Source organism: Proteus sp. G2300, from assembly GCF_009915965.1.
In the GTDB taxonomy this organism is placed as follows: Bacteria; Pseudomonadota; Gammaproteobacteria; order Enterobacterales; family Enterobacteriaceae; genus Proteus; species Proteus vulgaris.
In genome coordinates this window covers 240,375-264,215 of sequence record NZ_JAABNK010000014.1, presented here as the reverse complement: position 1 = coordinate 264,215, position 23,841 = coordinate 240,375, and the positions used below count along the sequence as shown (strand labels likewise).

The window sequence follows — 23,841 nt, the reverse complement described above, 5'->3', positions numbered from 1 at the left end:
TCCGATAATATTTCAACCTAACGCATATAGCGAAAAACAACCTCATCTTAAATAAAAAAGAGCTAAGTCCTACAAAGAACTCAGCCCTTATCATTTAACCTGTTTTTATTAACTGTTTTCAGTAAATAAGCAGCTTATTTTTTCTTTTTCGCTTTTGGATTTGGCAGGTCAGTGATACTACCTTCAAATACTTCCGCAGCCATACCAATTGATTCGTATAACGTTGGGTGAGCGTGGATAGTTAATGCGATATCTTCAGCATCACAACCCATTTCAATTGCCAGACCAATTTCACCTAACAGTTCACCACCGTTAGAACCAACAATTGCACCACCGATAACACGATTAGTTTCTTTGTCGAAAATTAGTTTAGTCATACCATCAGCACAATCTGATGCGATTGCACGACCTGATGCCGCCCATGGGAAAGAAGCCACTTCATAGCTAACACCTTTCTCTTTCGCTTCTTTTTCTGTCATACCAACCCATGCAACTTCTGGTTCAGTATAAGCGATTGATGGGATAACTTTAGGGTCGAAGTAATGTTTTTTACCAGAGATAACTTCAGCTGCAACGTGACCTTCATGAACACCTTTGTGAGCCAGCATGGGTTGACCCACGATGTCTCCGATAGCAAAGATGTGAGGTACATTAGTACGCATTTGTTTATCAACATGGATAAAACCACGATCATCAACTTCAATGCCTGCTTTACCAGCGTCTAATAATTTACCGTTAGGTACACGACCGATAGCAACTAATACTGCATCGTAACGTTGTGGCTCTGCTGGGGCTTTTTTGCCTTCCATCGTTACGTAGATGCCATCTTCTTTTGCTTCAACCGCCGTCACTTTGGTTTCTAGCATCAGATTAAATTTCTTGCTGATACGTTTGGTAAATACTTTAACCACGTCTTTGTCAGCAGCAGGAATAACCTGATCAAACATTTCAACCACGTCAATCTGAGAACCCAGAGAGTGATAAACCGTTCCCATTTCCAGACCGATGATACCGCCACCCATAACCAGTAAACGTTCTGGTACGGTTTTCAGTTGCAGTGCATCTGTTGAATCCCATACTCGTGGGTCTTCATGTGGAATAAATGGTAATTCGATTGGACGTGAGCCGGCAGCAACGATTGCATTTTCAAAAGTGATGGTAGTTGTACCTTCACTACCTTCAACGGACAATGTGTGAGAACCAGTGAATCGTGCTTCGCCATTAACAACAGTCACTTTACGGCCTTTAGCCATGCCCGCTAAGCCACCGGTTAATTGAGAAATAACTTTGTCTTTCCAGATGCGAATTTTGTCGATATCGGTTTTTGGCGCATCAAAAACAACACCATGTTCAGATAATGCTTTCGCTTCTTCGATAACTTTAGCAACGTGGAGTAACGCTTTAGAAGGGATACAACCCACGTTCAGGCAAACACCACCTAAAGTAGAGTGACGTTCAACTAAAACTGTTTCTAAACCTAAGTCAGCGCAACGAAACGCTGCGGAATAACCCGCAGGGCCTGCACCGAGAACCACTACCTGTGCTTTAATTTCAGTACTCATCGTGACCTCATTATTTATTTGTCCGGCGAGTCAGACGAAAATCCATATTTAACACCGAGACTTACATACCGCATGCAGTTTACAGAAATGTTAATAAACTGAAAAGCGCTCTAACATGACGGATCTCACAACCTAAGATGTATGACTGTAAAATCCATCATCGCAATCAGAGAAACCGGCGCTAAGCACCGGTTTAAATAATTACATTACCAAACGACGTAAATCGCTCATGTACTGATTAATCAGAGTGATGAATCGAGCACCGTCAGCACCATCGATCACACGGTGATCGAAAGATAATGACATTGGTAGAATCAAGCGTGGTACGAATTCTTTACCATTCCATACAGGTTTCATAGAAGAACGGGAAAGTCCCATAATCGCAACTTCTGGTGCGTTAACGATTGGTGCAAAACCGGTAGTACCAATACCACCAAGGCTAGAAATTGTGAAACATCCACCTTGCATATCCGCAGCTGTCAGTTTACCCGCACGTGCTTTCTTAGAGACTTCTGCTAACTCATAAGACAGTTCGATAATGCCTTTTTTGTTAACATCTTTGAAAACAGGAACAACTAAACCGTTAGGTGTATCTACAGCAATACCGATATTGATGTATTTTTTCAGGATCAGTTTCTGTCCATCTTCAGAGATAGAGCTGTTAAAGCGTGGCATATCTGCCAGTGCTTTTGCTGCTGCTTTCATCACGAAGACTAACGGCGTGATCTTAACATCCAGTTTTTTCTTCTCTGCTTCTTTATTTTGCTGTTTACGGAATTCTTCAACCTCAGTGATATCTGCTTCATCAAACAGATTTACGTGAGGGATCATTACCCAGTTACGGCTTAAGTTAGCACCAGAGATTTTCTGGATACGGCTTAATTCAACTTCTTCAATTTCACCAAATTTACTGAAGTCAACTTTCGGCCAAGGTAACATGCCTGGTAATCCGCCACCTGCATTTGCAGGTGCTGATTCAGCACGTTTAATTAACTCTTTCACATAAGACTGAACGTCTTCACGTAAGATACGACCTTTACGACCCGTACCTTTCACTTTCGCCAAATTAACACCGAATTCGCGCGCTAAGCGACGAATAACAGGTGTTGCATGAACGTAAGCATCATTTTCAACAAACTCTTCTTTCGCTACTGGAGCAGTCGCTTGTGCTTTAGCAGGTGCTGCTGGGGCAGAACTTGCTGGCGCAGGCGCAGCCGGTGCTTGAGTAGCAGGTGCTGCACCCACTACTTCAAAGGTCATGATCAGTGAGCCAGTTTTCACTTTGTCGCCCACTGCAATTTTGATCTCTTTAACCACACCTGCAAAAGGTGCTGGCACTTCCATAGAAGCTTTGTCGCCTTCAACGGTGATCAGCGATTGTTCTTCAGTGATGGAATCACCTACTTTTACCATCACTTCAGTAACTTCAACTTCATCGCCACCGATATCTGGAACATTCACGTCTTTTACCGCAGAGGCTGCGGGTGCAGATGCAGCTGGAGCTGGTGCTGCTTGAGCAACCGGCGCACTACCTGCAACTTCAAATACCATGATAAGAGAGCCTGTGCTCACTTTATCACCGGTTGCAATTTTGATTTCTTTCACCACACCAGCAAATGGAGCTGGAACTTCCATAGAAGCTTTATCGCCTTCTACAGTGATCAGTGATTGTTCTTCAGCAATGCTATCGCCTACTTTTACCATCACTTCGGTAACTTCAACTTCGTCACCGCCGATATCTGGAACGTGAACTTCTTTCAGTGCGGCTGTTGCCGGCGTAGCAGCTGGTGCTGGTGTAGCTGCTTGTGCTGGTGCTGCTTGCGTGGCACCTTCTGCTTCAAAAATCATGATAAGAGAACCTGTTTGGACTTTGTCGCCCACAGCAATCTTGATCTCTTTAACCACACCCGCTTGTGGTGATGGGACTTCCATAGAGGCTTTGTCGCCTTCTACAGTAATTAAGGACTGTTCTTCCTCAATACGGTCGCCCACTTTCACCATCACTTCGGTGACTTCAACTTCATCAGCACCGATATCTGGGACTTTAATTTCAATAGACATTCACTTTACCTCTTACGCCAGACGTGGGTTTACTTTTTCAGGGTTGATGTTGTATTTATTGATTGCTTCTTCAACAACCTTCACATCAATCTCACCACGTTTAGCTAATTCACCTAATGCAGCAACAATCACATAAGAAGTATCAACTTCGAAGTGGTGACGCAGGTTTTCACGGCTATCAGAACGACCGAAACCATCTGTACCTAATACGCGATAATCATCAGCTGGAACATAAGTACGAACTTGTTCAGCGAACAGTTTCATATAGTCAGTAGAGGCTACAGCTGGTGCATCATTCATAATTTGAGCGATGTAAGGTACACGTGGTGCTTCAGATGGGTGTAGCATGTTCCAACGTTCACAATCTTGACCATCACGAGCCAGTTCAGTGAATGAAGTTACGCTATAAACATCAGAACCAATACCGTATTCAGTAGACAAGATTTGTGCTGCTTCACGAACGTGGCGCAGAATAGAGCCTGAACCCAGTAACTGAACTTTACCTTTCGCGCCTTCCAGTGATTCCAGTTTGTAGATACCTTTACGGATACCTTCTTCAACACCGGCTGGCATTGCTGGCATATGGTAGTTTTCGTTGAGTGTAGTGATGTAGTAATAAACGTTTTCTTGTTTATCACCATACATACGCTCTAAACCGTCTTGCATGATAACAGCAACTTCATAAGCGAATGCCGGATCATAAGAGATACAGTTAGGAATAGTCAGCGATTGAATATGGCTATGACCATCTTCATGCTGTAAGCCTTCGCCGTTCAGTGTTGTACGACCTGACGTACCTCCGATTAAGAAACCACGCGCTTGTTGATCGCCTGCAGCCCAGCATAGGTCGCCAATACGTTGGAAACCAAACATTGAGTAGTAGATATAGAATGGGATCATTGGCAGATTGTTAGTGCTGTAAGATGTTGCAGCAGCTAACCAAGATGCGCCTGCACCTAGCTCATTGATACCTTCTTGCAGAATTTGACCTTTAACGTCTTCTTTATAGTAAGCAACTTGCTCACGATCTTGAGGCGTATATTGCTGACCATTCGGGCTGTAAATACCGATTTGACGGAACAGGCCTTCCATACCAAAAGTACGTGCTTCGTCGGCAATAATTGGCACTAAGCGATCTTTGATAGATTTATTTTTCAACATTACGTTCAGTGCGCGAACGAAAGCGATCGTTGTAGAAATCTCTTTAGATTGCTCTTCCAGTAATTGGCTGAAATCTTCCAGTGTCGGAATATCCAGTTTTTCTTCAAAACGTGGACGACGTGCTGGTAGGTAACCGCCTAAATCCTGACGACGTGCGTGCAGGTATTTATATTCTTCTGACTCTTTATCAAAAGTAATATAAGGCAGATCTTTGATCTGCTCATCAGCAACAGGAATATTGAAACGATCACGGAAATGGTGAACGCCATCCATGTTCATTTTTTTAACTTGGTGAGCGATGTTTTTACCTTCTGCCGTTTCACCCATACCATAACCTTTAATGGTTTGAGCTAAAATAACAGTTGGTTTGTTTTGAGTATCTTTTGCTTTTTGGAATGCGGCAAAGACTTTCTTCGGATCGTGCCCACCACGGTTTAATGCCCAGATCTCATCATCAGTCATATCTTTAACTAATGCGGCAGTTTCTGGGTAACGGTTGAAGAAGTGCTCACGAACATAAGCGCCATCACGAGATTTAAAGGTCTGGTAGTCACCATCCAGAGTTTCATTCATTAATTGAATGAGTTTACCTGAAGTGTCTTTACGCAGAAGCTCATCCCAACGATCGCCCCACATTACTTTGATAACGTTCCAGCCAGCACCTGCAAAGATACCTTCTAGTTCATTAACAATTTTGCCGTTACCTGTAACAGGGCCATCAAGACGCTGTAAGTTACAGTTAACAACGAAGCACAGGTTATCTAATTTTTCGCGAACTGCGATGGTGATTGCACCTTTAGATTCTGGCTCGTCCATTTCGCCATCGCCTAAGAACGCATAAACAGTTTGTTTAGTTGTGTCTTTTAAGCCACGGTGATTTAAATATTTCAAGAACTTAGCTTGATAAATCGCAGATAGAGGCCCCAGACCCATAGAAACTGTTGGGAACTGCCAGAATTCAGGCATTAATTTAGGATGTGGATAAGAAGATAAGCCTTTACCACCAATTTCTTGACGGAAGTTGTTTAATTGCTCTTCTGTTAAACGACCTTCTAAGAATGCACGTGCATAGATACCTGGGGAAATATGACCTTGGAAGTAAACCAAATCACCGCCATCAGTTTCATTTTGCGCACGGAAGAAGTGATTAAAGCACACTTCATATAATGTTGCAGAAGATTGGAATGACGCCATGTGTCCGCCGAGTTCCAAATCTTTTTTGGATGCACGCAGAACCATCATTACTGCGTTCCAGCGAATAGCAGAACGAATACGACGCTCTAATTCCAGATTGCCAGGGTAAGCGGGTTCATCTTCAGCAGGAATGGTATTGATATAATCACTGTGTACAGAGCCACCTAAAGCAATATTAAGACCGCCATTACGGGCTTGTTTTAATACCTGATCAATCAGGAACTGTGCACGCTCAACACCTTCTTCACGGATGACCGAGTCGATCGCTTGTAACCAGTCGCGAGTTTCGATCGGATCCACGTCATTTTTCAGCATATCTGACATGGTGTATTCCTTATCTGTTATCTGTTTTTAATGGTTATGGGAGCCTATCTTCCCGTTATACCCATTTGATATGACGGGAAGATAGACCCTGCTGTTATTACCGCTATCCCTGAAAATGACAGGGAGATAGGTAGTACAGACTCAGCGGTCAGGATCTGTGCTACTAAAATAAATCAGGGTGTTGTTGGAGCCGGCGCAAAGAGCGCTCACGGCGAGTATGTTCACGACTCATGTCCAACAAAACATCTTCAATAAAGGCTAAGTGACGATGTGAAGCTTCACGCGCGACCTCTGGCTCTCTATTAATAATAGCCTGATAAATCTGACTACGATGCTCACTTACTGCCGTTAACATCTCTTTACGTGTGTAAAGAAACTCAAAATTCTGGCGGATATTTTGCTCAAGCATAGGCACCATGCATCGTAATAAATGCAATAAAACAACATTATGAGCCGCTTCAGTGACAATTAATTGATATTGCAATACGGCTTCAGACTCAGCGACTAAATCACCCTTTTCATGAGCCTGCAAAATACAATCATGACTTGCTTTGATACGAGCGAGATCTTCATCAGTACCGCGTAATGCCGCATAATAAGCAGCAATACCTTCAAGGGCATGACGCGTTTCTAAGAGATCAAATTGAGATTCGGGATGTCCGCTAAGCAGTTGAGCTAAAGGATCACTAAAACTTTGCCAGAGATTATGCTGAACAAATGTTCCACCACCTTGGCGACGAAGTAAAAAACCTTTAGCTTCTAATTTTTGAATAGCTTCGCGCAATGAAGGGCGAGATACATCAAATTGTTTCGCCAGCTCACGCTCAGGTAAGAGTTTCTCTCCTGGACGCAGAGTGCCTTCTAAAATCAGATGCTCAAGCTGTTGCTCAATGACATCAGAAAGCTTAGGTTGGCGGATTTTTGTATAAGCCATATTGCTGGAAACCATTATTGGATAACTATTACCTTTGTGATTGAGTTGTCAATTGGTAATACCAATTTAATATAACGGATAATAAAGTAACAAAGTATTCACTAACTGTCCATACAGTTGTTGAGCGAAATCATAAAAACCTGCAAAATTTAACAAATTATTTTAAAAATTCATCAAAAGTGATAACTAGATCTCATTATCCAGAAACGTTAAAAAATATATTTTTTAACGTTTTTTAAACACATAAACAGTCAAACTGAAGCGTGACAGCAATTATTAAATGAATAAAAATGCAATATACTTACCTTTTCAACTCACTTTGGTGCTGTTGTTCTGTTAACAAACCTCGGAAATAATCCCAATCAAAATGAGGCCCTGGATCTGTTTTTCGATTTGGTGCAACATCACTATGCCCTGTTATGTTCTCTTTAATCGCAGGATAAAGAGCAATAAGCGATTGCGTTATCTTGACTAATTGCTGATATTGTTTTGTTGTAAAATCACAATTATCAGTGCCTTCCAGCTCTATACCAATAGAGAAATCATTGCATTTTTCTCTACCTTTATATAAAGAAACGCCTGCATGCCACGCTCTATCGGTAAAAGGCACATATTGCACAATTTCACCATCACGCCGAATAAGACAATGAGCTGACACCCTTAAATCGATTATCTCGCTAAAAAAAGGGTGGTCTTGCTCGGATAACGTATTGGTAAATAGCTTATCAATATAAGGCCCACCAAATTCGCCTGGTGGCAAACTGATATTATGAACAATCAGCAAAGAGGGAACTTCACCATCAGGCCTTTTATCATGATTCGGTGAAGGCACTTTTCTTGCATCAATAAGCCAACCTTGTTTAATTTTCACATCAACCCTCTTCTGCGGTGTTTTAGTTATTATCAATAATTTGTCTAAGTCATATTCATCAATAAATGCGAATTTACTCTCAATAATAAAGGCTAAATGTGTATATCTCCGTTTTCTTTTCGATATTTTACTCAAAGCTTATTTTATCTATTCGCAAATAAAGTCCTTTTTTTTCATACTTCTAGTGTCTATTAATCAAGGAGAATGCTAGATGAACATACTTAATTATCACTCATCCGAAAATGGTTTCACCCTAATGGAACTCATGATCGTGATTGCCATTATTTCTATTTTAAGCTCTGTCGCGATCCCAGCTTATCAAGGTTATATCCAAAAAGCGGCTTTAACCGATATTTTGCAAACCCTCTCCCCTTATCGTTCTGCTGTTGAGTTATGTCGTTATGAAAACGAACCTCGGTATTGTAATTCTGACTCAACATTTATGCCGCCACAATTTCGAAGCCGATATCTTTCTGAAATAGCCGTATTAAATGGTGTCATTAATGCAACTGGCAAAGCACAACTTGAAGGCCTCTCCATTGTAATGTCTTTAGAAAAAAACGCGGATGATTATCTTCCTATATGGAAAACACAATGCTCGGCAAATAATCCTAAGTTACAAAAACAATGTACTGAAATATTCAAATCACATTAATACGTTGTCGATATTAGGGAGCATTCACATTGAATGTTCCTTACTCTAAACAACATAAGACAACACTAATAAAATAAATATAAAAGGTGAATAATGGATATCACACACTCAGCAACAGAATTTATTGAACATCTATTACGCCATAGCATTTTAATGCGTGTCTCTGATTTACATATTGAACCTCAACAATTCAATTTTAGAATTAGGGCCAGAATAGATAGCCATTTATATTTATTTTCTCCTCCTCCGAATGAGTTTTCGAAAGAAATAGTGACACGTTTAAAAATATTGGCTAACTTAAATATTGCAGAAAAACGCTTACCTCAAGATGGACAATTTAATTGGTTTTATCATGAAAAAGAATACTCTATACGAATAGCAACACTCCCCACACTTTATGGTGAAAAAGTTGTTTTACGGCTTATCAATAATTTACAGCAACCCGAATTAAATCATTTAGGTTTTCAATCTTCTCACTTAGCTTTATTAAAAAAATATTTAAATTTACCGCAAGGAATGATCCTAGTTACAGGGCCGACAGGAAGTGGAAAAACACTGACATTATATAGCTGCTTACACTATTTAAATAAAGATAACCGCAATATAAATAGTGTCGAAGATCCCATTGAATTACCGATAAATGGGGTTAATCAAATTCAAATTTGTGAAAAAGCCGGGATCTCATTTACCACAATATTACGCGCACTTTTACGTCAAGATCCGGATATTATAATGGTGGGCGAAATTCGCGATCCATCAACTGCTGAAATGGCAATAAAAACAGCACAAACAGGCCACCTTGTTTTATCCACTTTGCACACTAATTCCGCCAGCGCCACTTTAATGCGATTACACAATTTAGGCATTGCAAAAGATCTTATTCACTCTTGTATCAGTTTGATTATTTCACAGCGATTAGTGCGTTGTTTATGTCCACATTGTAAAACCTGCTTACCCAATAAGAAACAGATTAATATCAAGGAAGAAATTATTGAATTACCGAACTGGCAAGCAATAGGTTGTCAACAATGTTGCTCTGGCTATAAAGGCAGAACAGCAATCTATGACTGTTTTGAACCAACAAAACACACACATGCATCTCCCTATAATTTACTCTATTCAGGTCTTTTATTAATTAAACAAGGAATAACAACACTTGAGGAAGTTTATCAAACACTGGGAGATATTAAATGAGATTACAGAAAATTTATTGTTACGATGCATTAAACTATCAACATGAATGGTGCTCAGGAAACATTCTCGCATCATCAAGTAATGAAGCCTTTATTAAATTAACACAGCAACAAAAAACCCCCATAAGAATACGCTTATACAAAATCGTAATATTTCAAGAAAGTGATAAAAAATATCGTATTCAATTACTTGAACAACTCGCATTATTACTTCACTCCGGCTTAGCACTCCTGCCAGCTTTAACGCTATTAAAAAATGAGTGTCGTTATACTCATTGGCAATGTGTGTTAGACGATATTATTTTTAACTTAATGCAAGGTGGCACATTTTCAAAACAATTAAGCCGTTATCCTGTTTATTTCCCGCTTTCATTAGTACGTTTTATTTTTATTGGTGAAGAAAGCGGAAAACTAGATGAAGTCATTACACTTCAAATCGTACAATTAAAAAAGCGACAAGAGGTAATTAAAAAAATAAAAAAAGCGTTTAAATATCCATTTTTTTTACTCGTTATTTTATTTTCTATTACTAGTCTTATGTTGCTATATGTTTTACCTGAATATCAATCTTTATACGGCGCATTTAATACAGAACTTCCCACTTTAACATTAGCACTAATTGCTTTCTCACAATGGTTTTCTAACTATATTGTGATAATGGTCATTTTCTTTATTGGGCTAATGTTGTTTTATCATTTTATTCGCCATTATTCACCGCTCTTTTATTATTATGAACAAGCAACCTTTCTTCATCTACCTTATTTAGGTTCCCTATTAAAAAACCATCAACTCTATCTTATTTTTCAGATAATCAGTATTACACAACAAGCAGGGCTACCATTATTGCAAGGCTTAAAGATTATTATTGAGCAACTCACACATCCTATTTATAAACGCCTACTTTTACAAATGAGTGAGCATATTACACAAGGAAAGTCATTAAGTTCATTTATGAATAACAAGCCTTACTTCCCCCCTATTTGCTATCAATTTATCATTTGTGCAGAGAATTCAGGGCAGTTACTCTATTTTTGTCAGCAATTAAGTGATTGGTTTTATCAACAACTTGACGAGCAGTTAAATACAATCAGTACATGGTTAGAACCGCTACTAATGGCGATAATTGCATTGATTGTTGGTACATTAATCATAGCAATGTATCTTCCTATATTACAGTTAGGTGATACTATACAATGAATCACAAATTTTATGAGTAATATGCTATTGTGAGTTTTCTCGCTAAGTAATTGATTGATGATAATTCTCTTACTGATTATGAGCTAAGGTGTCAGGGTAGCAGAAAATCATCTATCATAATAACCGAATAAAACCTAAATATTGCGGTTATTATCTTGCGATAAAAACAAATTTAGGCTTTAGAATACCCAGGCTAATAGTAAATTTTCATTCATTAAAAACAGATAAACACAATGGCTTATACGGTTGCTCTTACAGGTGGAATAGGGAGTGGTAAAACCACTATTGCCAATGCTTTTGCCTCATTAGGTGTACCTCTTGTTGATGCGGATGTTATTGCTCGATTAGTGGTAGAGCCTCATTCTTTCGGGCTAAATGCATTGCACCAGCATTTTGGTGACAGTATTCTATTACCTGATGGCTCCTTAAACCGAGCCCATCTACGCCAGATTATTTTTCAAAACGATGAAGAAAAAACCTGGGTCAATAATCTTCTTCACCCCTTGATACAGCAAGAGACCCAAAGGCAAATACAACAAATTAAAACTCCATATTTTATTTGGGTTGTTCCTTTATTAATTGAAAATAAATTAACTCACTTAGCCTCTCGTGTTCTTGTCGTTGATGTCACACAAGAAGAACAAATAGCAAGAACGATGAAACGAGATGGCGTAAGTCGGGAGCAAGTGCTCAATATTTTAAAAGCGCAAGCTCAAAGACAAGAACGATTAGCCGTCGCTGATGATATTATTGAAAATCACGATAATAGCCAAAATATAATTGGGAAAGTTAAGCAACTCCATCAGCATTACTTAGAATTAGCTCAACAAGCGTTACAGGACAACTGCCATGAGTGATGACATCACAACAATCATCTTCGAACATCCCCTTAATGAAAAAATGCGTTCATGGCTTAGAATTGAAAACTCATTGATTCAAATTAACAGTTTTCATGCAATTGATTCGTTACCCACTGCACTCTCTTTTTTCCGTGCGATATCAGAATTTATTGAAGTACTTGATCGTGGTGAAATTCGAGCTGAATTGCTTAAAGAATTAGAAAAAAGACAAAAAAAATTACAACAATGGCTTTCATTTCCAAATGTTGATAAAGAGATTGTAACTCAAATTATTAATGAATTGTCCGAAAATGCCGCCGTCTTAAGTCAAGCTCCACGAATTGGCCAGCACTTAAAACAAGATAAAGTGATAAGTTTGGTAAAACAGCGCCTAAGTATTCCAGGCGGATGCTGTAATTTCGATGTGCCAGCATTACATTTGTGGTTAAGTTTGCCTCAAACCATCCGTGACGAAAAATTACACAGTTGGAAGGCAGGCTTATTACCATTACAAAATGCATTAAATAGCTTATTAACGCTCATTCGCCAATCAGATACATTTAAACCTGCATTAAGTCATCGTGGTTTTTACCAAGACAGTGCTGAAGAAGGCGAACTACTACGTATTAAGATAGCTATTGACCACCAGATTTACCCTCAAGTCTCTGGTCACAAAAATCGTTACGCGATCCGCTTCTTACCACTTGATAGTGAAAGTGGAACAATACCGCTAGAACTACCCTTTGAGATTGCTTGTTGCTAACATTGTGCTTATTAATATGAACACCTATCGCGCCAATGAAATCGAGGAGAGATAATGAGCGAAGAATTAATTGTAAAATGTCCAACCTGTCAAACAGAAGTTGTTTGGAATGAAAGTAGCCCTTATCGCCCTTTTTGTAGCAAACGTTGCCAACTGATTGATTTAGGTGAATGGGCTGACGAATCAAAGCGTATTCCAAGCCAAAGCGATATTAATGATAGCGATGACTGGAGTGAAACGCCGCAACCTGAACCTAAAGATTTTTAATGCTCATTATGGACATAAAAAAATAGCCACTCCAATGAGTGGCTATTTTATTTATAACTGCGTTAATTTATATACTTTTACTTTTGTAATAACGCCACAATAGTGCGGTTAGCAGGCGGAAAATCATCAGCATTTAATGAGGCAATAGACGTCCATTTTGAATCTTGCCCTTCTTTGCCATAGGGCGCATTATCCCATTGTGTCACTAAGAAAAAAGATAATGTAATGTGCCTATCTGGAAAATCATGCTCTACCGTTTTAAAAAGCGAGTACTGTGTTACATCAATACCAATCTCTTCTTGTAATTCCCGCACTAACGCCTGCTCAGGGGTTTCTTTATCTTCTAATTTTCCACCTGGAAATTCCCAAAACCCCCCCATATGTGATTTTAAAGGGCGTTGAGTGATAAAGACATTATCGTGTTGATCACAAATAATACCCGCAGCAATATGTAGCTTTTTTTTATCCATTATAGACAACCTATTGAATAGTCCAGTTATTATAACCACTTAATATTATTATAACGTATATCCAATAGCGCGACTCTGGTTTTCTTTTCCTTGATTATCTTGATAAATTAACGATAAATAGGTAAGAATCCAAACTGTGCTAATGTTTGGCAAATAATACCTACAGCACCAAAAGCGATAACAGCATAAATTAATCCTTTCCCCCCCCATACTTTAAAACCTGAGTTTGGAAATTTCTCACGCGCTTTCAGTGCCATCACTGCTGGGCAAATAATTGCCCATATACAAGCAGCCGTTCCCGCATAAGCAATCGCAATTAAGAAACCATTAGGGAAAAGTAAACATAATAGTAAAGGTGGAGTAAAACATAGAATACCCGATTTTAAGCGCCCTGTTTTGTTATCTTCAAATTTTAGTGACGCTAAAATATAGTCGAATAGACCAATCGCTACCCCTAAAAATGAACAGAATACGGCACTAATAGAAAACCATAATAAAAAACCTTCAATATATTTACTATTTAATACAGTATATAAAGAATCGATAAAAGCATCTAAGTTACCGCCTTTTTGGATAATTGTAATAAATTGCTCTCGAGGCAAATTCCCCATTGTGCCAATCATCCAAAGTAAATAAATAACCAAAGCTAAGACACAACCAATAACACAACTTTTTACTACTTTTCTTTCATTTTCATGATAAAGCTTATAAAGACTACAAACATTACCATGATAACCAAAAGAGGTAATAGCATAAGGAATAATGATAAAAATAAAGGGATAAAGATATAATTGACTTTTACCTTCAAAAGTTGCACTAAATAATAAATCACCTCTTGCTTTAAAGAACAATCCAGAAAATGCTAATACAAATAAAACAATCTTAATAAATAAAAATATTGAGGTTAAACGACTTGCACAAGCCCCTCCCCACCATATTGTTGCACCAAGCACTATCGTAAATACAAAGAATATCACTCTAAGATTCAGATTAATGCCATACAATAATGAAGCTTCATGAATTATCGACCCTGCAGCAGAAATATAAGCATAAATTAATATATATAATACAAATATTAATGATGCATTAGCCAGATAACACGCCCATTTAGGTAATAATTCTTTCGATATATGAAAATAGTTTGTTCCTGTGCCATATTTCGATATACATTCAAGAATATAAATTCCAGAATGAAACATAAAGAAGCAGACAATAAATAAAATAAAAAGTGAATTAATAAACCAAGCACCAGACATAATTGTTGGTAGGCTGAACATGCCTGCGCCAATCATGGCGCCACCCAACACAAATCCCCCTACAATAATTGAGGGTTCTTTATTTACCGACTTATTTTCCATTTTTTAGTCCTTACTGAAATAAGGATAGGGCTCTCGCATTGCACGAGAGCCATTATTATTGTGGAGTATTATTTTATTTGATTGGTTTTAATCTAGCAGTAAAGTGTCTTAATACAGGTGGTTCATATTCGAACTCAAGACCTTTAAGTGTTGCAAACTTCTCTTTTAAACCAATCAATGCGTCAGCAATATAATCCATGTGATCGTTTGTATAAACACGACGAGCAATCGTCAAACGCATAAATTCCATATCTGCATGTTTTTGCTCACCTGTCGCTGGGTCACGACCTAATAAGAACGAACCAATTTCAACAGCGCGAACACCAGACTCTAAGTAAAGCGCATTAATTACAGCTTGCGCTGGGAATTGATCACCAGGAATATGTGGCACTAATTTTTTACAATCGACAAAAACCGCATGGCCTCCTGTAGGATATTGAATTGGAATACCCGCTTCACGGAGACGATCCCCCAAATATTGTACCTGACCAATACGATAGTGCAGATACTCTTCTTCTGTTCCCTCTTCTAAACCTTGCACCATTGCCGCCATATCGCGGCCCGCCAGACCACCATATGTGACAAAGCCTTCCATCGGTACACAACGTTGTCTTGCTAACGTGAATATTTCTTCATTATCACGAATAGAAACTAAACCACCAATATTTAACAATGGATCTTTTTTCGCTGACATGGTTAAAGCGTCAGCATATTTATACATGTCCAAAATAACTTCTTTGATGGTTGCATTTTTATATTTAGGATCACGCTGTTTAATGAAATACGCATTTTCACAGAAACGCGCTGAGTCCATCACAACAAAAATACCGTGCTGTTTGGCAATTTCATAAACTTCTTTTAAATTATCCATTGCAACAGGCTGACCTCCAGCACTATTACAGGTCACTGTTGAAACAATAGCGACAATATTATCAGCACCATGTTTAGCTATATTTTCTTTTAATTTAGCAATATCAAAATTGCCTTTCCAGTCATCATAAGTTTCTGAATCAAACGCTTTTTCAGTTACAATATTAATGGCTTTACAGCCATTTAATTCAACGTGTGCAGCTGTTGTGTCAAAATGGAAGTTAGAAATAAAAACAGGGTTTTTCGCTTTTCCATCTTTTTGTTTATATTTTAATAATACTGGGAAAAGAATATTTTCAGCACCACGCCCTTGGTGAGCAGGAATAATATAATCGTAGTTAAATAACTCTTTGGCTTTGTCTTTTAAATCATAATAGTTTCTTGAGCCCGCATAAGCTTCATCACCTGTAATCATTGCTGCCCACTGATGATCACTCATTGCGTTAGTACCAGAGTCTGTTAATAAATCAATATAAACAGCATCGCTCGGTAATAGAAATGGGTTATATCCAGCTTCTTTTAATGCAGCTTCACGTTCTTCTCTTGATGGAACACGAATTTTTTCTACCATTTTAATACGGAATGGTTCTACGATTCTTTTAGCCATGATAATACCTTTAATATATATTAAATTATAAAATTAAAAATAAATAAAATAGTCTTCCCATTTAAAAAATGAGAAAAGAGTATTACTTTATTTTGGATAGATATAAAAAAGGATTATTTTTCAGGAAAGAAGAAGGCGAGTTCAGAATCAATATTAAACCATTTCTTCAATCTGAAGAAACCTCTTAATATTATCAAAACATTAAATGATGAGAACATACTTTAACCCTTATCGTCAGGAAATAGTACAATTTACATGCTAATTTATATAACAGTTAAACTAAATTAGTAATATAACAATAGTATATTTCGGACAAAAATCACATTATTTACTTTTTCATTATGAATTAACGTGATCACAATCACTTCTTTAATTCGTCAATAAATTATTTTTTATAGTTTGTAATTTTTATTGATATCATTAAGTGTCAATACTTGTATTTAAATTACATATTCATAATCTTAAAATGAAAATTCAATAAACTTACTTTTTATCATGATTAATCACTTAACAATAAAGACATGATATTTTTACTTTTATAAACCTTTTTTTATTCATTAAAATGAAATAATAATTCATGAAATTTTTATTTCATAATACAACATCAATAAACTTATAAATAACAAATGAAAAGGGATTAACTTTTCATTTTCTATTTACTAGAACCTCCTCTCATTATTTTTCTTTTCTTTATAAAAAATAAAAAACTGTGAATAAATATAGAAAAATTGATGTTAGTTTAGACAGGAGAAAAAAATAACACTCTAGATTATAACCATGAAAATCAATACGGTAGGTAAAATTCAATTAAATCATTTGTTTGATTAATACTACTCCCAACATTAATCATTTTAGTTATGTCGATATTTTATATTAAAACCAATGGAAATTTATCTTTATTTCATCGATTTTTAATTTCTTTTCATATTGAGAGTGACCGGTATTTATTATTTTCAAATTAACGATAATATAAAAACATTAATTATTATCTTGCTATATTTAAGCCATATTATTTATATTTGAATTAATACCTTTATATTGAGGTAAAATGAGAAAAAAAGTTATTTTATTAACACTATTAAGTGGGTTTTCAGCCAGTGGATTAACAGCAAATGATGCCAATTATTTAGGCTCAATGGGAGAATCGCGACGCGCGTTACAAGATAGCCAACGTGAAATAAATCAACTGATAGAACAAAATCGCTATCAACAACTCCAAGAAAACACATTAGATGCCTCACCCCCGCCTACACTTATTACTGAATCAGAGCATTGCTTACCTATAAATGGTGTTTATGTTCAAGGCATTACTTTGCTTAATGATAAAGATCTTGATGCACTATCACCATTACCAGAGCAATGTATTAAAAGTGCTGACATTAACCGTTTAGTCAAAGAGTTAACCCAACGCTACCTTCAACATGGTTATATCACTGCCAGAATACAATTTTTACGTCCTAATGAAGAGCAACAGCTTGGATTGTATGTTATCGAGGGTTTCATTGAAAAAATACAAGGTGGTGACCGAGGCGTTAACACGACGTTACTGTTCCCTCAAGTTGAAGGCGAGCCTCTAAAGCTATCAAAACTTGATCAAGGTCTGGATCAAGCAAACCGTTTGCAATCCAATAAAGTTAAACTGGATATATTACCAGGTACACAATTGGGTGGATCTATTATTCAGCTCACCAATCAACGCCAAGCACCGTGGCATTTGAATGTTTCGAGTGATAATTATGGACAGAAAAACTCAGGGCGCTGGTTAGTTCGTACTAATGCAAGCTTAGACAGTCCATTGGGATTATCCGATTTTGTCAGCGTCAATGCCAGCATCACCACAGACAACCCAAACACACGCTTTAACCGCGCTTACACTCTACTCTATTCTTTACCTTATGGTGCATTGACATTCAGCACTTTTGGTAGCTATTCGGAGTATGAGTTTCATCAGGCATTACAAACACGCACCGTACGCTTATCCGGTAATACCACACAAGTGGGTTTAAGGGGGGATTACGCTTTTTATCGTAGTCAAAAACAGATAGATACCTTAAACATGCAGGTAACTCATAAACGGATACGTAACTATTTCAGTCAAATACGTCTTGATCTAAGTAGCCCTGCACTCACAACTGTAGAGCTCGGTATCAACCATTTACACATTATCCCCAACGGCGTTGTGAGTGTTAATTTAAGTGCAGAAAAAGCCATTAGTTGGTTTGGTGCAGATGAATCACCACGTGTTGCTAATGGCAATGGTAATGACTATCGCTTTACAAAAGTTAAGCTTTTTGCCAATTGGCAACACCGTTTTTCATTGTCAGATTCTACATTTTTATTCAACAGCGCTTTCTTTGGTCAATATAGCCCTGACACCTTACCCGGTGTTGAATGGCTCAGTTTAACCGATAAAAATGCGATCCGTGGTTTTGATCAAAGCACTCTTTCCGGGGATAACGGAGGTTATTTACGTAATACTCTTTCTTATCCTTATCGAATAAACACCTTTTCAATCACCCCTCGAATTGGCCTAGATGCAGGTCGTGTTCAACAACATGGCAACTATGAAGGATGGCGTAGTGGCTATGGGCTAAGTTCGGGCTTAAATCTTCAATATCAAAAAGCACAATTTGATATCGATGTCGCTAAGGGGCATTTGCTTTACAACCAAACGAATTCCAATAAAACCAAAGACCCTACTCAAGTGTTAGTTAGATTTTCATATTTATTTTGATCCACACTCATAGCAATAAACGGAGAAAACTCTATGAACTCAAAAAACTTCAAGCTCTCTCCTTCGGGTAGGCTTGCTGCATCTTTAGCGATTATTTTCGTCTCACTAAATGCATATGCTGGCGGTATTGTTCCTGATTCGGGCAATCAAGGACCGAATGTTTCATCTGTCAATGGTGGCACTCAAGTCATTAATATCGTTACACCAAATAGTGAAGGTATTTCTCACAACCAATATCAAGATTTTAATGTAGGCAAACCTGGCGCTGTTTTTAATAACGCCTTAGAAGCTGGACAATCACAGCTAGCAGGGCAATTAAATGCCAATAGTAATTTAAATGGGCAAGCCGCCTCTTTAATTTTAAATGAAGTTGTTAGTCGTAACCCATCATTTTTACTAGGTCAGCAAGAAGTCTTTGGTATTGCTGCGGAATATGTCCTTTCTAACCCAAATGGCATCACCTGCGATGGTTGTGGATTTATTAATACCAGTCGCTCTTCTTTAGTCGTAGGTAATCCACTGTTTGAAAACGGTCAGTTGAAAGGATATAGCACGCTTAATAACACGAATTTACTTTCTATTGGTAAAAACGGTTTATATGCACCAGGTCTTTTAGATCTAATAGCACCACGTATTGATAGCAAAGGAAAAATAACTGCTGCTGAAATTTCAGCGTTAACAGGACAAAACACCTTCTCTCAACGTTTTGATATTCTTTCATCACAAAAACCAACTTCTGCATTAGATAGCTATTTCTTCGGAAGTATGCAATCTGGCCGTATTCGTATTATTAATACCGCAGAAGGAAGTGGTGTTAAATTAACGGGTAAATTTGTTGCTGATAATGAACTAAGCGTAAAAGCTGATAATATTCAAACAGATAGACAATTTCGTTTCGATAATTTCGATAAAGATGGCAGTGAAAACTACCAAAATTACCGTGGTGGTATCGCAGTTAATAATAGTGGTTCAAGCCAAACTCTAACAAAAACAGAGTTAAAAGGTAAAAACATCACATTAGTGGCTGATAATAAAAATCAAATCAAAGCCTCTGATTTAATGGGTGATGATATTTTATTACAAGGCGCTCATTTAACTGTTGATGGAAAACAGCTACAACAAAAAGAGACTGATACCGACAATCGCTGGTTCTATTCTTGGCAGTATGATGTCACTAAAGAAAAAGAACTCGTACAACAAGTTGGTAGCCATATTGATGCCAAAAATAGTGCAACATTAACGGCAACTCAAGGTGATGTAACACTTGAAGGGGCCAAAGTTAATGCGGGTAACACACTGGCAATTAATGCTAATCAAGATATTAATATCAACGGATTAGTTGAGAAAGAAAATCGCAGTGAAAATGGCTACAAGCGTAACCATACTTCTCGCTTAGAAACCGGTAGCTGGAGCAATAGCCATCAAACAGAAACCTTAAAAGGCAGTGAGTTGACTGCGGGTAAAACACTAGGTTTAAATGCTGAAGGCTCTGTTACTGCCCAAGGTGCAAAATTACATTCTAATGAGAATGTTATTGTTAATGCTAAAGAGAACATCAATCTTAATGTTCAAAATACCAATAATGATAAAACCGTAACTGACAATCATGTCGTTTGGGGTGGTATCGGCGGTGGTAATAATAAGAACAATAACAATAAACAAGAAGTCAGCCATTCAACACAATTAACTGCAGATGGGCAACTGTTACTAGCCGCAGAGAATAGTGTCAAAATCACCGGAAGCCAAGTCAAAGGCAACCAAGGGGCATTTGTTAAAACGACCCAAGGTGATGTTGTTATTGATAATGCAATTAGCGAAACCATCACAAAAACTGATGAACGTACAGGTACAGCTTTTAACATTACTAAGAATTCTCACAAAAACGAGACTAATCAACAACTTTCAACCGGCAGTGAATTAGTGTCTGATGCACAGTTAACCGTTGTCAGTGGGAAAGATGTCAATGTCATCGGTAGCTTAATTAAAAGTGCTGAAGAATTAGGTATTGAATCTTTAGGTGATATCAACGTTAAATCAGCACAGCAAACCACAAAAATCAATGATGAAAAAACATCCTTAGAAATCACTGGTCATGCGAAAGAAGTTGAAGATAAGCAATATAGTGCTGGTTTTCATATCACTCATACATCCAATAAGAACAATAGTACAGAGACTGAACAAGTCGGCTCTACTCTTAGTGGTGGCAGTGTTAAAATTCAAGCAGATAAAGATGTCACTTTTGCTGGTTCTGATTTAAAAACAACGGCAGGTAATGCCACGGTGTCTGGTGATAATGTTGCTTTTGTTTCAACAGAAAACAAAAAAGAGACTGACAGTACAGATAGAACCATTTCGGGTGGCTTTAGCTATACCGGTGGTGTCGATAAAATCGGTAGTAAAGCTGATTTCCAATATGACAAACAGCATACAACAACCGAAATCACCAAAAATAAAGGTAGCGAAACTCAAGTTGCAGGTGATTTAACAATTACAGCAAACAAAGATGTAACGCACCAAGGCGCATCACACAAAGTTGATGGTGCTTATAAAGAATCGGGTGAAAATATCAATCACCTTGCCGTCAATGACAGTGCAATCTCTAAAACAGATACCTTAAATGTGGGTGTTGATGTAGGTGTTAATCTTGATTATAGCGGTGTCACTAAACCAATTAAGAAAGCCGTTGAAGATGGTGTTGATGTTACTAATCCAGACAGCAACAAAGGTATTGAGAAAAAAGTCACTTTTAAAGATGCCATTAGTAATCTTGCTAACTTAAGTAGCTTAGAAGCACCTAATGTAGGCGTTAACGTTGGTGTAAAAGGTGGAGGAAGCCAGAAGTCACAAAGCGATAGCCAAGCAGTTTCAACCTCTATTACTGCCGGAAAAATCAACACTGACAGCAATAACACCTTACATGACCAAGGAACTCATTATCAATCAACGCAAGGTGATGTTGCGCTAACAGCAAATACACATACCAGTGAAGCTACGCAAAACAAACACCAAGTATCTTTCCATGAAACAACTGGTGGTGGTCAAGTTGGTGTCAGCACCAAAACAGGCAATGACATTACTGTAGCCATTAAAGGTGAAGGTAAAACCACTGACACTAGCTTAACCATAGCAAAAGCCGAAGGTAGCCAAATTAACTCAGCGGGTCATATCAATATTAATGTGCGTGAAGATGCACATTATGAAGGTGCTAAGTTTGACGCTCAAAATGGTAAAACTGTCATTAACGCTGGGGGAGATTTAACGCTTGCACAAGCAACAGATACTCATACTGAAAGCCAGAATAGCGTAAATGGTAGTGCAAACCTAAAAGTAGGTACAACACCAGACAGTAAAGATTATGGTGGTGGCTTTAAAGCAGGTGGTGCAAATCATCAAAAAGATCAAACAACAGCACAAGCGGGATCTGTGAATGGTTCCCAAGGTATCGAGCTAAACTCAGGTCATAATCTGACGTTACAAGGTACTCATATTACCAGTGAAAACGATGTTGCTTTAACCGCAACTAACAAGGTTGATTTCCAAGCAACTGAATCTCAACGCACTGAAACAGGTAAAAATTTATCAGGTGGATTACAAGCGGGCTTTGGTCAGAAAGCAGGCGAAGAATCGTCTTCTATCAGTGGATTAGGTGGTGCTGAATTTGCTATCGGTAAACAAGATGAGAAAACAGTATCTCGTGAAGGTGGTACAATTACCAACCAAGGCAATTTAACAGTTAATGGTAGCTCTATTAATCTTCAAGGCACTAAAGTTAATAGTAAAGAGACACAATTAACCTCCCAATCTGGTGATACTACGCTGACATCAGCACAATCTACAGATTACAAAAATAATTGGAGTGTCGATATCGCCTTAAATGGCGAACAAACCAATACCACACCAAAAGAAGTGACTGAAGAAAATCCAACCTCTTCTATCCATAATATTGGTGGTAAAGTACTGGTAAATGTTGAAGATCAACAAAAATCCACACATCAAAACACGGTTATAGAAACAGGAACATTAACCGTAAACAGTGATAAAAACCTCACTCTTTCGGGTGCTAATGTTTCTGCAGATAACGTAACAGGCCATGTTGGTGGTGACTTTACAGTGACTAGCCAAAAAGACAGCGATCGCCATGTCAGTGTTGATGTCAATGTAGGCTATAACCACAACAATGATCCTGAATCTAGCCAAGTTGATAAAACAGCAAAAGCGGGTGGATCATTATTAGAAAATACGATCAAAGAGACTATTGATTCAGGAATTAAATCTGCAACAGATGTTATTTCTGATAAATATAATTCACTCTCTTCAAGTATCGCAGATAAAACCGGTATCAGTGGCGAAACAAAAGCTAAAATTGACAACGGTGTTAACTATGTCGGTAATGGTATTAAAAATATTGTCACTGGCGCAGAAGGTCATACCGCCAATGCCGATATCAAGGTCTCTCATATTGACAATGATGCAGTTACCGAAACTACAACCTTAACAAGCAAAAATGACATTTCATTAAATGTCAGTGGCACAACTAAACTTACAGGTGCTGAAGTAAAAAGCGAACAAGGCCAGATTGATTTAGGCGGTAGCAACGTTCAATTAAATAATATTGAAGGTCACCATTACGAAGCGGGTGCAGATCTTGATCTGAAATCATCAGCTGTTGATTTAGTGAAACAACTTTCAAGCGGTGATTTATCATTAAAATCACCGATTAAAGTCAATGAAACTGTAAACACAAAATCCTCTATTTCTGAAAAATAATAGATACTTTATGA

The 23,841-nt window shown here is 37.8% G+C and carries 17 protein-coding genes; 8 read left to right on the top strand and 9 right to left on the bottom strand.

Going from position 1 to position 23,841, the window contains the following annotated elements:
- Positions 1-134: 134 nt before the first annotated feature.
- The 5 genes from lpdA to ampD form a co-directional block, all read right to left on the bottom strand.
- A complete protein-coding gene (gene lpdA / locus GWI97_RS08920) occupies positions 135-1,562 on the bottom strand; it encodes a dihydrolipoyl dehydrogenase (RefSeq protein ID WP_036934940.1) in 1,428 nt (475 codons plus the stop codon).
- A gap of 201 nt (positions 1,563-1,763) precedes the next feature.
- Positions 1,764-3,623, bottom strand: a complete 1,860-nt coding sequence (aceF, locus tag GWI97_RS08915; protein ID WP_103004913.1) for a pyruvate dehydrogenase complex dihydrolipoyllysine-residue acetyltransferase — start codon at positions 3,621-3,623, stop codon at positions 1,764-1,766.
- 12 nt (positions 3,624-3,635) lie between these two features.
- Complete coding sequence (aceE, locus tag GWI97_RS08910; protein WP_036934942.1) at positions 3,636-6,302, bottom strand: pyruvate dehydrogenase (acetyl-transferring), homodimeric type; 2,667 nt, start codon at positions 6,300-6,302, stop codon at positions 3,636-3,638.
- Positions 6,303-6,465: 163 nt separating this feature from the next.
- Entirely contained in the window at positions 6,466-7,236 is a 771-nt protein-coding gene (pdhR, locus tag GWI97_RS08905) for a pyruvate dehydrogenase complex transcriptional repressor PdhR (RefSeq protein WP_036938889.1), read from the bottom strand.
- Positions 7,237-7,537: 301 nt separating this feature from the next.
- Positions 7,538-8,107, bottom strand: coding sequence for a 1,6-anhydro-N-acetylmuramyl-L-alanine amidase AmpD (ampD, locus tag GWI97_RS08900; RefSeq protein ID WP_036934943.1), 570 nt, complete (start codon positions 8,105-8,107; stop codon positions 7,538-7,540).
- Between the two features lie 211 nt (positions 8,108-8,318).
- On the opposite strand from ampD, the gene ppdD reads away from it, so the two are divergent.
- The 6 genes from ppdD (at position 8,319) to yacG (ending at position 13,021) form a co-directional block, all read left to right on the top strand.
- A complete protein-coding gene (gene ppdD, locus GWI97_RS08895; RefSeq protein WP_036934945.1) occupies positions 8,319-8,762 on the top strand; it encodes a prepilin peptidase-dependent pilin in 444 nt (147 codons plus the stop codon).
- 93 nt (positions 8,763-8,855) lie between these two features.
- Positions 8,856-9,956 carry an ATPase, T2SS/T4P/T4SS family gene (locus GWI97_RS08890; RefSeq protein ID WP_202609406.1) on the top strand — a complete coding sequence of 367 codons (1,101 nt, stop codon included), beginning with the start codon at positions 8,856-8,858 and terminating at the stop codon, positions 9,954-9,956.
- The gene (locus GWI97_RS08885; protein ID WP_087803201.1) at positions 9,953-11,152 is read left to right on the top strand and encodes a type II secretion system F family protein; all 1,200 of its coding nucleotides are present in this window, start codon (positions 9,953-9,955) and stop codon (positions 11,150-11,152) included. Before GWI97_RS08890 ends, GWI97_RS08885 begins: the two co-directional genes overlap by 4 nt.
- 233 nt (positions 11,153-11,385) lie before the next feature.
- On the top strand, positions 11,386-12,009 hold the full coding sequence (gene coaE / locus GWI97_RS08880; RefSeq protein WP_036934951.1) for a dephospho-CoA kinase: 624 nt from the start codon (positions 11,386-11,388) through the stop codon (positions 12,007-12,009).
- On the top strand, positions 12,002-12,754 hold the full coding sequence (zapD, locus tag GWI97_RS08875) for a cell division protein ZapD (protein ID WP_036934952.1): 753 nt from the start codon (positions 12,002-12,004) through the stop codon (positions 12,752-12,754). The genes coaE and zapD overlap by 8 nt, the downstream gene beginning before the upstream one ends.
- 54 nt (positions 12,755-12,808) lie before the next feature.
- Complete coding sequence (gene yacG / locus GWI97_RS08870) at positions 12,809-13,021, top strand: DNA gyrase inhibitor YacG (protein ID WP_036934954.1); 213 nt, start codon at positions 12,809-12,811, stop codon at positions 13,019-13,021.
- A gap of 77 nt (positions 13,022-13,098) precedes the next feature.
- Here yacG and mutT read toward each other — a convergent pair whose 3' ends face one another.
- The 4 genes from mutT to tnaC form a co-directional block, all read right to left on the bottom strand.
- Positions 13,099-13,491 carry an 8-oxo-dGTP diphosphatase MutT gene (gene mutT, locus GWI97_RS08865; protein ID WP_103004915.1) on the bottom strand — a complete coding sequence of 131 codons (393 nt, stop codon included), beginning with the start codon at positions 13,489-13,491 and terminating at the stop codon, positions 13,099-13,101.
- Positions 13,492-13,598: 107 nt separating this feature from the next.
- Positions 13,599-14,849 carry an aromatic amino acid transporter gene (locus tag GWI97_RS08860; protein ID WP_036934958.1) on the bottom strand — a complete coding sequence of 417 codons (1,251 nt, stop codon included), beginning with the start codon at positions 14,847-14,849 and terminating at the stop codon, positions 13,599-13,601.
- Between the two features lie 73 nt (positions 14,850-14,922).
- The gene (locus tag GWI97_RS08855; protein WP_036934959.1) at positions 14,923-16,326 is read right to left on the bottom strand and encodes a tryptophanase; all 1,404 of its coding nucleotides are present in this window, start codon (positions 16,324-16,326) and stop codon (positions 14,923-14,925) included.
- Between the two features lie 113 nt (positions 16,327-16,439).
- Positions 16,440-16,544 carry a tryptophanase leader peptide gene (gene tnaC / locus GWI97_RS18595; protein WP_071788547.1) on the bottom strand — a complete coding sequence of 35 codons (105 nt, stop codon included), beginning with the start codon at positions 16,542-16,544 and terminating at the stop codon, positions 16,440-16,442.
- A gap of 830 nt (positions 16,545-17,374) precedes the next feature.
- Here tnaC and GWI97_RS08845 point away from each other — a divergent pair.
- Both GWI97_RS08845 and hpmA read left to right on the top strand, forming a co-directional pair.
- Positions 17,375-19,060: a ShlB/FhaC/HecB family hemolysin secretion/activation protein gene (locus GWI97_RS08845; RefSeq protein WP_036934960.1), complete on the top strand. Its 1,686-nt coding sequence runs from the start codon at positions 17,375-17,377 to the stop codon at positions 19,058-19,060.
- Positions 19,061-19,093: 33 nt separating this feature from the next.
- Positions 19,094-23,827 carry a calcium-independent hemolysin HpmA gene (hpmA, locus tag GWI97_RS08840; RefSeq protein ID WP_161751910.1) on the top strand — a complete coding sequence of 1,578 codons (4,734 nt, stop codon included), beginning with the start codon at positions 19,094-19,096 and terminating at the stop codon, positions 23,825-23,827.
- The last annotated feature ends 14 nt before the right edge of the window (positions 23,828-23,841 follow it).

Bases quoted from the DNA above. Each gene is read 5' to 3' on its own strand.
- lpdA (WP_036934940.1), bottom strand. From the start codon at position 1,562: ATGAGTACTGAAATTAAAGCACAGGTAGTGGTTCTCGGTGCAGGCCCT.
- aceF (WP_103004913.1), bottom strand. From the start codon at position 3,623: ATGTCTATTGAAATTAAAGTCCCAGATATCGGTGCTGATGAAGTTGAA.
- aceE (WP_036934942.1), bottom strand. From the start codon at position 6,302: ATGTCAGATATGCTGAAAAATGACGTGGATCCGATCGAAACTCGCGAC.
- pdhR (WP_036938889.1), bottom strand. From the start codon at position 7,236: ATGGCTTATACAAAAATCCGCCAACCTAAGCTTTCTGATGTCATTGAG.
- ppdD (WP_036934945.1), top strand. From the start codon at position 8,319: ATGAACATACTTAATTATCACTCATCCGAAAATGGTTTCACCCTAATG.
- GWI97_RS08890 (WP_202609406.1), top strand. From the start codon at position 8,856: ATGGATATCACACACTCAGCAACAGAATTTATTGAACATCTATTACGC.
- GWI97_RS08885 (WP_087803201.1), top strand. From the start codon at position 9,953: ATGAGATTACAGAAAATTTATTGTTACGATGCATTAAACTATCAACAT.
- coaE (WP_036934951.1), top strand. From the start codon at position 11,386: ATGGCTTATACGGTTGCTCTTACAGGTGGAATAGGGAGTGGTAAAACC.
- zapD (WP_036934952.1), top strand. From the start codon at position 12,002: ATGAGTGATGACATCACAACAATCATCTTCGAACATCCCCTTAATGAA.
- yacG (WP_036934954.1), top strand. From the start codon at position 12,809: ATGAGCGAAGAATTAATTGTAAAATGTCCAACCTGTCAAACAGAAGTT.
- mutT (WP_103004915.1), bottom strand. From the start codon at position 13,491: ATGGATAAAAAAAAGCTACATATTGCTGCGGGTATTATTTGTGATCAA.
- GWI97_RS08860 (WP_036934958.1), bottom strand. From the start codon at position 14,849: ATGGAAAATAAGTCGGTAAATAAAGAACCCTCAATTATTGTAGGGGGA.
- GWI97_RS08855 (WP_036934959.1), bottom strand. From the start codon at position 16,326: ATGGCTAAAAGAATCGTAGAACCATTCCGTATTAAAATGGTAGAAAAA.
- tnaC (WP_071788547.1), bottom strand. From the start codon at position 16,544: ATGTTCTCATCATTTAATGTTTTGATAATATTAAGAGGTTTCTTCAGA.
- GWI97_RS08845 (WP_036934960.1), top strand. From the start codon at position 17,375: ATGAGAAAAAAAGTTATTTTATTAACACTATTAAGTGGGTTTTCAGCC.
- hpmA (WP_161751910.1), top strand. From the start codon at position 19,094: ATGAACTCAAAAAACTTCAAGCTCTCTCCTTCGGGTAGGCTTGCTGCA.